This is a genomic window from Streptococcus caballi DSM 19004, assembly GCF_000379985.1.
Taxonomy (GTDB): domain Bacteria; phylum Bacillota; class Bacilli; order Lactobacillales; family Streptococcaceae; genus Streptococcus; species Streptococcus caballi.
In genome coordinates this window covers 25,509-34,585 of the sequence record NZ_KB904072.1, presented here as the reverse complement: position 1 = coordinate 34,585, position 9,077 = coordinate 25,509, and the positions used below count along the sequence as shown (strand labels likewise).

The following is a 9,077-nucleotide window of genomic DNA, read 5'->3' as shown; positions in this document are numbered from 1 at the left end:
AACTCACTAACGACAGAAGAACTCAATCACTACGTCTCTGCTATCAATGACAGACCTAGACGACTTCACAAGTATAAAACCGCAAATATTTTGTTTGGGCTAGCCCAAACAGCTTAACCTCTGGAGCTCTAATTATCAATGAACTTGTTGCACTTGACTTGACAAGTGGGGATGGGGACTCGCTGAAAATCCATCAGGGTAAACATATTCTTTATAGCAATAATTGCGGTACTGTTATGAATTTGCTCTACGTCAGCGATGCCTACGCCACTGGGCTTCAGTATCATCAAAGAACATATTGTCCTCATTCCACTCAAAAACAGCCCTAGCTAGACACTCGGCTACGTGACCAACAAAAAGAAAAAGATGTCCAAGATTAGCTCCGCTTTTATCAAAAAAAGCAAAAAAGTTTGAGTACTCATACCAAGCAGTGAGCTATTTTATAGTAAAAAGAAAAAGGAGGAAACTATGGAATTTAAAACATTAAATACTGGCATTCAAATGCCAATGCTAGACTTTGGAGTCAGGTAGATATTTGATCAAGCTGAGTGCTAGTGGGCTACCGCCTCATTGATATGGCTGCACTTTACAGAAATGAAGAAGCAGCAAGGCTGTCGAGGCATCTGAATTGGCACGTGAAGACGCCTTTATTACCAGTAAAGCTTGGATTAGTCAGCTCGGTTTGACAAAATAAAGAGGAGTTTGGGATAACCGTAATTCCAAACTCCTCTTTTTCATGATGATAGGCTTACAAACTTTCTGCAAATTTACGTTTGATAAATTCTGCTGAATTGACCAATTTTGCCTCTTCCTCTGCTGGCAGACTCAACGCTACTTGCTCAATGATTCCTTTTCGACCGACAATGGCAGGATAGCTGAGGTAGGTATCCAAAGGTTCATAATAATTGGACACTGGTAATTCTTCGTGGCTGTCTGACACAACTGCCAAGGCCAGACGAATAGCTGCGCTAGCAATGCCGTAACTAGTGTATTTTTTACCGTAAAAAACGGTGTGTCCACCAATCATAGCCTCATGAGCGATGACTTCGAGTTCTTCTGGGCTGGCAAATTGTGAAATAGGTTGACCTTTGATACGAACTTGGCTCCAAGCGGTAAACTGCGAGTTGCCATGCTCGCCCAAATTGTAACCGTAAACGCTTCTGGCATCAATACCAAAACGTTCGGAAACCGCACGTTTCATACGTGCCGTATCCAGTAAAGTTCCCGTTCCAATTACGCGCTCTCTAGGCAAACCTGAGTAGTGCTGATAAAGACTGGTCACAACATCGACAGGATTGGAAATAGCAATAATAATCCCTTTAAAACCAACCGACTTTAATTTTTTAGCGACAGTTGGCACTTCCTTAGCTGTAAAAGGCAATTCAGCAAAACGATCGGCATTTGGATTATCCTGCAGAGCGATACTACCCAAAGCAGAAATGACAACATCGGCATCGGCTAAAGCATCGTAGTCATTGACCAAGATATTAGCATGCTGGTTGAGGTTAGCTGCGGCATCAGTGAAATCAACCGCATCTGCTGTTACCTTCTTCTCGTTCGTATCAATCAAAACATAGTCATCAAAGGCTCCTTGGACAATCAAACCATGAGCAACTGTTGAGCCAACATGCCCCATTCCAATAATTCCAATCTTGCGTGACATAAGTCCACCTCCGTTTTCTTCAGCGATATCCCTATTATACACCTTCTGGTATAAATTACCATATAAAAAGAGATTGAGCAAAAAGAGATCTATAATTTCTGTAGTGGGTAAACCCACTGTGGAGATTATAGAGCTTTTTTGAGTGTAAAAAATCCATATGACCTATAATGAAAAGCAACCAAACTCACATTAGAAAGAGTCATATGGAATAAATCAAGAGTTAGGGAAGTGACTCTTGATTTCTGAGCCTAGAAATCGAAAGACGAAGATCTTATCACAAACCTTCTTAGAGTTAAAGATCAAAATATCGTTATCACTAATGAATATGATATAGGAACGCACTTAGAAATTTATGGCTATTTAGATTATACTGCCCCTGAATGTCCTGTATGCAAGGAGCAAATGGCGAAATACAACTTCCAAAAAGCCTCAAAAATCGCTACTTAGAAACAGCTGGCTACCCTCTACTTCTCCGCCTTAGAAAGCGTCGCTTCAAGTGTAAAGAATGTGGGAAAATGGCTGTCGCTGAAACGCCTCTTGTTAAGAAAAACCACCAAATCTATGTCACTGTGACCAGAAAATCGCCCAATTACTTATCGAGAATCAAACAATGACACATATTGCACACAGGCTACCCATTTCAACATCGACAGTTATCCGAAAACTCAATGAGTTCACATTTAAAACGGATGGAATACCTTACTTGAGTGGAGGACTCAAGCAACCATCCGAAACCACTACTTACGTTATTCTAGAAAGGTCAGAAATCGGTTCAAAGTGATTAAGAGAAATGCCTTTGGTTTTAGGAAGATGAAAACTTTAAAAAGCAGATTTTGATTGCTTTGAACATCAAAAAAGAGAAGACAAACTGGTCCTCTCTAGGTATTAGCTTTTCATCTACCCACTACAGTTGACAAAGAGCCTTTTATTATTCTACGGGTGAGGGCGGGGCCATCATGGATATTTTTCCCACCTCTAGATATCAGTTCAAATCTTTCAATGGTGAAAAAACAATTTTTTCAATGTCAGACAGATAGACAGACAGAGCTTGTTGTGCTTCAATGTATGCTTTTAAGATTGGATTAGATTCCAGCTTAACACCCATACCTTGGATGGCCACCTGATCTTCTTCTGTTGGCATTTGACCAGCCTGCATTTTAGCATAGAGACCTTCTTGGAAAGCTGTAAATTCATCAAAAAGTGCTTTGGCTTCAGCGTCAGCATCAATTTTGGCCTTATTCTCAGCAACAGTTTGATATTCTGGTAAAGCGCGAATAGCGCGCTCCAAGTTATTTGCTAAATCATATACATTTGCCATGATATTCTCCTTATTTGATTAAGACTTTATAGTTTGTTTTTTCGGTGATTACCTTTTGAGCATGCTCTAAATCTCTGGCACTCTTAAAGGAAATCTGTAAAATACCAAAAATATCTTCACGATTTTCTTCGTTAATATGAATATTGACCAAGGACGTCCCACGCAGAAGCTCCAGAATTTCCAGAATAACATCTTCTTCATCGGGCACATCAACAAAGAGGTCATAGCTGCTCTCAACACCTCCACGCTTGTGAATTTTCATTTTCTTGCGAGTTTGACGGGCGTCATTGAAATAGTTCCAAATGCCATCCTCATCATTTTGGAAAATAAGCTGCGCGACTTCATCCAAACGACCTTTAAAATCGTCAATTCGACTTAGAACAGCTTCCTTATTAGTCAGTAAAATGCTGGTCCACATGCCTGGCTCGCTTTCCGCAATGCGGGTCATATCACGAAAACCACCAGCTGCAAAATAGTTGGTCATCTCATGCTCAGCAGCATAGTCACCAGCTTGCTCCATGAGGCTAGCTGACAAGATATGCGGAAAATGGGAAACCTGACTTGTCACTCGGTCATGTTCAGCGGCATCAATCTCAATAAAACGCGCATGTAGACCTGACAAGATAGTTTTCAGCTCAGCTATGGTATTTTCCTTAGTTAAACTGGTTGGCGTGAAAATATAGTAGGCATTTTCAAACAAATTGACGTCTGCGGCGATGGCGCCAGACTTGTGACTACCAGCCATGGGATGAGAACCTACGAATTGAACAGGCCTGTCAGCCAGATACCTCTCGGCTGCCTTGACAATATCTCCCTTAGTTGAGCCAGCGTCAGTAATAATTACATTTTCTTTAAGATCCAGCTTTGACAAAGTCTTAATAAAGGTAATAGTCTGCTTAATGGGGACCGCCAGAATAATGACATCAGCCAGCGGAGCAAATTCCTCAAAATTAGCGGTTGCCTCATCAACAATGCCACGTTCAAGAGCAATGTTTCGCGACTGATCTGAACGATTGTAGCCTAAAATTTTGTAGTTAGGATGATCACGCTTGATTCCCAAGGCCAGTGAACCGCCAATCAAGCCCAAACCTGCAATATAGATGACTTTTTCTTCCATGCTACTTCTTCCTAGAAATGTTTGACAAAGTCACGATGACGTGCAACGGCTTCCTTCAGTTCTTCCAAATTGTCAGAAGAGAATTTGTCCAGAATTTCATTAGCCACAACTGTCGCCACAACCGATTCCATAACAACGCCAGCTGCTGGCAAAGCCGTTGGATCAGAACGCTCCACTGTCGCCTTGTAAGGCTCATGCGTTTCAATATCAACCGACATGAGTGGCTTATAAAGTGTCGGAATTGGCTTCATGACCCCACGAACAACGATTGGCTGCCCGTTTGTCATACCACCTTCAAATCCGCCGAGATTATTGGTGCGACGAGTATAGCCTTCCTCTTCATTCCAAAGAATTTCATCCATGACCTGACTACCTTTTAGATAGCCATCTTTAAAACCTAGACCGAATTCAACACCTTTGAAAGCATTGATTGACACCACCGCTTGGGCAATTTTGGCATCTAGCTTGGTATCCCATTGCACATAAGAACCTAGACCAACAGGAACCCCTCCGACAACTGTTTCAACAACACCGCCAATCGTATCGCCTTCTTTTTTGATTTGGTCAATATAATCCTTGATTTCTTGTTCACGGTCCTGGTTGACAATGGAAACCTCTGATTGACTAGCCAGTTCCTTAATCTGTGATACCGTCAATCCATCGGGAACATCAATTTCCTTGCCACCAAATACAACGACGTGATTAGCAATCTCAATGTCTAACTCTGCCAAAATACGTTTGGCAACCGCACCGACAGCCACACGCATAGTCGTCTCACGCGCAGATGAACGTTCTAAAGAATTACGCAAATCGCCAAAACGATACTTCATACCGCCCACCAAGTCAGCATGGCCTGGGCGTGGATGGGTAATCTTGCGCTTAGTTTTTAGGCGATCTTCAATGTCTTCCACCGACATGATGTCCAACCATTTTTGATGGTCACGGTTTATTACATTGAGAGTGATTGGTGCACCTGTTGTCTTGCCATGACGAACGCCCGAGGTAATCTCAACTTGGTCGGATTCAATTTTCATGCGACCACCTCGGCCATAGCCACCCTGGCGACGCTTCAAATCAACATTGATATCCTCAGCCGTCAAAGGCAGACCAGCTGGCACTCCTTCAATAATAGCAGTTAAACGTGGTCCGTGTGATTCACCAGCAGTTAAATATCTCATCTTATTTCTCCAAGTACTCTTTCATCTCTTCAAGGGGAATTTGGTTAATGGCTGCGCTGCCCAATTCTGGAACAATCACCGTCTTGATTAACTTGCCACGAGCTTTCTTATCATGCGTAAGAGCATCGTATAAAACTTCCACTGACCAAGGGTGATAATCTATTGGCAGGCCAAATTTAGCACACATCGCAATAATATCTTGTGTTATGCCTTGAGGCATGAGCCCCTTTTTCTCAGCAATACGTGAAATTTGTACCATACCAATAGCCACCGCTTCACCATGCATGACCTTCCCATAGCCAGCAGTTGCTTCAACGGCATGTCCGATGGTATGACCAAAATTAAGGTATAAGCGCACGCCATTGTCCAACTCATCCTCAACCACAACCTTACGCTTAACGTTACAAGAACGGTAGATAATGCTTTCAGCATGGTCCAGGATGCTCTGAGGAGATCCTTCCATAGACGTCAATTCATCCCAAAGTTCAACATCATCAATGAGACCATACTTGATAACTTCACCCATACCTTCAATTAGCTCTCGTTTACCAAGCGTCGTCAGAGTTTCTGGATCAATCAAAACACCGTCTGGTTGAGTGAAAGTTCCCACCATATTTTTAGCAAAAGGTGTGTTGACACCAGTCTTACCACCAATTGAAGAGTCCACCTGGGCTGTCAGACTGGTTGGAATTTGTAAGAAATGGATGCCACGCATGTATGTCGAAGCCACAAAACCAGCCAAATCTCCGACAACACCACCACCGAGGGCGATGATCCCATCGCTGCGTGTCATATTATTTTTCACCAGAAATTCATAGGCTTTGTTGACCGTTTTCAAATTTTTAGAAGCTTCACCTTCCAAAAAATCAAAAACAACCACGTCAAACCCCGCATCTTCTAAACTGAGTTTGACTTTCTCAGCATACAAGCCACCAACATGGTTATCAGTAATAATGGCAATTTTCTGAGGTTGCCAGAGGCTTCTTGTCCAAGTGCCAACTTTTGACAGACTACCTTTTTCAATCACGATATCATAGGGACTATGTGGTAAATCAACTCTTAATTTCATAAGCACACCCACTCACTCTTTACTTGATTAACTATTGTATTTTTCTTCTAAGGCCTGCCAAATCTCTTGAGTTGGCATTTTTTCACCTGTCCAGATTTCAAAGGCTTCTGCTGCTTGGAATAAGAGCATACCTAAACCATTGATAGCATTCAACCCCTTACTGCGTGCAAAAGCTAAAAATGGGGTTTCAAATGGTTGGTAAATAGTATCTGCCACTTGAAGTCCTTGAGGGAAAGTTACCTCTTCGGTCAAAATCATAGACTTGCCATCCATACCAACACTGGTCGCATTGACCAATAAATCTGATTCATTGATTTTTTCTTGGATGAGTGCCAAATCTTCAATAGGAAAAACGGCCAAAGTCACACCAGTTGCTTGGGAAATTTTTTCAGCATGAGCACGTGTTGCCTCTAAAAATTGACTTTGGTTGAAAATATTTATTTTGCGAGCGCCATTCAGGGAGGCCTGGGCAATAATTGCTGTAGCAGCTCCACCACCACCAAGGATTGTCATAACCTTGCCCTTAACATCAAAATCTGCAAATGTCGCTAGGCTTCTGAAGAAGCCCACACCGTCCGTATTGTGACCAATCAGCTTACCGTCGCGATTGATAACAGTATTAACTGCACCAATCAATTTAGCAGAATCTGTCAGCTCATCCATATAAGGAATAACAGCTGGCTTATATGGCATAGAAATGTTAACACCAAACATGTCATAGCGCTTAACATTTTCCAAAGTCACAGGCAAATCTTCCGCTGGAATATCCCAAGCTACATAGACACCATTAACTCCAGTTTTATCGAAAGCATAATTATGAATAAATGGCGAAATAGAATGTTTAATTGGCGTCGCAACGACGGCGGCTAACCGAGTATGTCCATCAATCTGCATCAAGAATCTCCTTAATTCGTTTCATATCTGAAAGGGCAATCTGCCCAGGAGCGCTACTATTTTCCAAACTTGAAAAGCTCCAGCAAGAACCAGTCAGGTCACCAGCCATACGTGAAATACGGCCTAGTTTCCCCATTGACATAGTTGCGTAAGCCTGTTCAGGATTGAGTGTCTTAAACCCCCGAGTGTAGTTCATCAAATCCAGTACATCCTGTTCCGATTTGGGCATGACGGCGATTTTAACCACACGCGGCGCTAAGGCTGTCAATTCCGAGAAAGCTTCCATAATGTTTTCTGGTGTTTCTGAAAAATTATGATAAGACAAGACAAGATTTGAAAATTCTAGCATTTCTTGGAAGGCTTCCACATGTGAAAAATACTCAAAATCAATATAATCAGGATGATAGATAGCATTGACTTCTTTCAAAAGGCCTACGTACTCTTGGTCGGTCAAGTGAATGTTGCCACCCTCCTTATCCGTACGAATAGTCAGGATAATTTCACGTCCAGAAAATTTTTCAAAAATAGCTGGTGCAACCGTCATAATATCATCTTTATTTAAAAAATCTGCTCGCCATTCAATGATATCAACATCATCAAATTTTGAACTATCAATTGCTTGTGCCTCGTCTAAATTATGAGGCATTACGGGTACTACAATCTTCATTATTTAACCTTTATTGTAAATACTTTCAGGTAATTACTACTTTCATCAGATTTATTAACAGTAAAATCACTTGGGAGTCGCTGCAAACTTTCATAACTATGTTTGCGGTCTCCAAAACCTCTTTCAATCTGCTTTTTAAACTGTGCTAGAGACAGATTAGATGCATTGGTCGAAGCGATGATTCGCCCGTCATCCTCTAAAATATCCAAAGCTTGACTAATCAACTTATAGTAGTCTTTGCTGACCGAGAAGGTCTGTTTTTTATTTCGAGCAAAACTTGGTGGATCAATAACAATGACATCAAATTTGAGTTTTTTCCTTTTAGCGTACTTAAAATACTCAAAAACATCCATAACCACAAAATGATGAGAAGTCAAATCAAGCCCATTGGCAACAAAATGAGCTTGAGACAGAACACGCGAACGCTTTGCCAAATCAACTGAAGTCGTCTCAATAGCTCCGCCCATTGCGGCTGCTACTGAAAAAGCGGCTGTGTAGGAAAACATATTTAGCAAGGTTTTACCAGCTGATAGGCCATTAACCAAATTATTTCTAACTTCATGCTGATCCAAGAAAATGCCTGTCATGAGACCATCATTCATGAATACCTGATACTTGATGCCATTTTCTAGGATAGTAAACACTTCAGGTACCTCCTCACCATATAAAAAGGCAGATTCGTAATCCAATCCCTTAAATCTAATTTTCTCATAAGCTGATCGAATATCTGGGTAGATAGCTTTGAAAGCCTGCAAAATAATCTGACGATGCTCATAAACGAATGAATTGTACCAGGAAAAGAGTACTACATCATTATAGCGATCAACAGTCAGACCGCCAAAATCATCACCTTCTTGATTAAAGAGACGATAGGCAGTGGTTAGCTCACTTTGTTCAAAGTGAGCTCTTTTTAGTCTTGCCTGCCTAAACAAATCTTCAAAATAAGCCTGAGACAATTCCTGTTTTTCCTTTGTCAAAAACCAACCAATCCCCTTATTTTGTTTAGATAAATAAGCTGTTCCAATAAAGCGACCAGATTGATTGTGGAGGGCAACCAGCTGATTGTTCAGCTTGATTTGACCAAAATCACGCTCATCCAAAAGCTGAACACCACGCTTAATTTTCTTTTCAACAAAAGAATCCACATATAGTTTATTCATAAGCACTATTA

General features: G+C 41.4%; 8 protein-coding genes and 2 pseudogenes. 2 read left to right on the top strand and 8 right to left on the bottom strand.

Annotated elements, in window-relative coordinates:
- A pseudogene (locus A3GS_RS12665) lies at positions 1–117 on the top strand (IS30 family transposase); the annotation flags it as partial.
- 631 nt (positions 118–748) lie between these two features.
- Here the strand turns inward: A3GS_RS12665 and A3GS_RS0104155 are convergent.
- Entirely contained in the window at positions 749–1,663 is a 915-nt protein-coding gene (locus tag A3GS_RS0104155) for an L-lactate dehydrogenase (RefSeq protein ID WP_018364156.1), read from the bottom strand.
- Positions 1,664–1,936: 273 nt separating this feature from the next.
- Between A3GS_RS0104155 and A3GS_RS12250 the strand changes: the two are divergent.
- Positions 1,937–2,461, top strand: a pseudogene (locus A3GS_RS12250) (transposase family protein); the annotation flags it as partial.
- A gap of 184 nt (positions 2,462–2,645) precedes the next feature.
- Here the strand turns inward: A3GS_RS12250 and A3GS_RS0104150 are convergent.
- The 7 genes from A3GS_RS0104150 to A3GS_RS0104120 are packed head-to-tail and all read right to left on the bottom strand — an operon-like array spanning position 2,646 to position 9,066.
- Positions 2,646–2,981, bottom strand: coding sequence for a YlbF/YmcA family competence regulator (locus A3GS_RS0104150; RefSeq protein WP_018364155.1), 336 nt, complete (start codon positions 2,979–2,981; stop codon positions 2,646–2,648).
- 10 nt (positions 2,982–2,991) lie between these two features.
- A complete protein-coding gene (locus tag A3GS_RS0104145) occupies positions 2,992–4,098 on the bottom strand; it encodes a prephenate dehydrogenase (RefSeq protein ID WP_018364154.1) in 1,107 nt (368 codons plus the stop codon).
- Positions 4,099–4,109: 11 nt separating this feature from the next.
- Positions 4,110–5,276, bottom strand: coding sequence for a chorismate synthase (gene aroC, locus A3GS_RS0104140; protein ID WP_018364153.1), 1,167 nt, complete (start codon positions 5,274–5,276; stop codon positions 4,110–4,112).
- Between the two features lies 1 nt (position 5,277).
- Positions 5,278–6,345 (bottom strand): 3-dehydroquinate synthase, encoded by a 1,068-nt coding sequence (aroB, locus tag A3GS_RS0104135; protein ID WP_026216269.1) that lies wholly within the window; start codon positions 6,343–6,345, stop codon positions 5,278–5,280.
- 27 nt (positions 6,346–6,372) lie between these two features.
- Positions 6,373–7,239 carry a shikimate dehydrogenase gene (locus tag A3GS_RS0104130; protein ID WP_018364151.1) on the bottom strand — a complete coding sequence of 289 codons (867 nt, stop codon included), beginning with the start codon at positions 7,237–7,239 and terminating at the stop codon, positions 6,373–6,375.
- Positions 7,229–7,906, bottom strand: a complete 678-nt coding sequence (gene aroD / locus A3GS_RS0104125; protein WP_018364150.1) for a type I 3-dehydroquinate dehydratase — start codon at positions 7,904–7,906, stop codon at positions 7,229–7,231. The genes A3GS_RS0104130 and aroD overlap by 11 nt, the downstream gene beginning before the upstream one ends.
- Positions 7,906–9,066, bottom strand: a complete 1,161-nt coding sequence (locus tag A3GS_RS0104120) for a class I SAM-dependent rRNA methyltransferase (RefSeq protein WP_018364149.1) — start codon at positions 9,064–9,066, stop codon at positions 7,906–7,908. The genes aroD and A3GS_RS0104120 overlap by 1 nt, the downstream gene beginning before the upstream one ends.
- Positions 9,067–9,077 lie beyond the last annotated feature (11 nt).

Excerpts from the sequence above, each read along its gene's own strand:
- A3GS_RS0104155 (WP_018364156.1), bottom strand. The coding sequence starts at position 1,663 with ATGTCACGCAAGATTGGAATTATTGGAATGGGGCATGTTGGCTCAACA.
- A3GS_RS0104150 (WP_018364155.1), bottom strand. The coding sequence starts at position 2,981 with ATGGCAAATGTATATGATTTAGCAAATAACTTGGAGCGCGCTATTCGC.
- A3GS_RS0104145 (WP_018364154.1), bottom strand. The coding sequence starts at position 4,098 with ATGGAAGAAAAAGTCATCTATATTGCAGGTTTGGGCTTGATTGGCGGT.
- aroC (WP_018364153.1), bottom strand. The coding sequence starts at position 5,276 with ATGAGATATTTAACTGCTGGTGAATCACACGGACCACGTTTAACTGCT.
- aroB (WP_026216269.1), bottom strand. The coding sequence starts at position 6,345 with ATGAAATTAAGAGTTGATTTACCACATAGTCCCTATGATATCGTGATT.
- A3GS_RS0104130 (WP_018364151.1), bottom strand. The coding sequence starts at position 7,239 with ATGCAGATTGATGGACATACTCGGTTAGCCGCCGTCGTTGCGACGCCA.
- aroD (WP_018364150.1), bottom strand. The coding sequence starts at position 7,906 with ATGAAGATTGTAGTACCCGTAATGCCTCATAATTTAGACGAGGCACAA.
- A3GS_RS0104120 (WP_018364149.1), bottom strand. The coding sequence starts at position 9,066 with ATGAATAAACTATATGTGGATTCTTTTGTTGAAAAGAAAATTAAGCGT.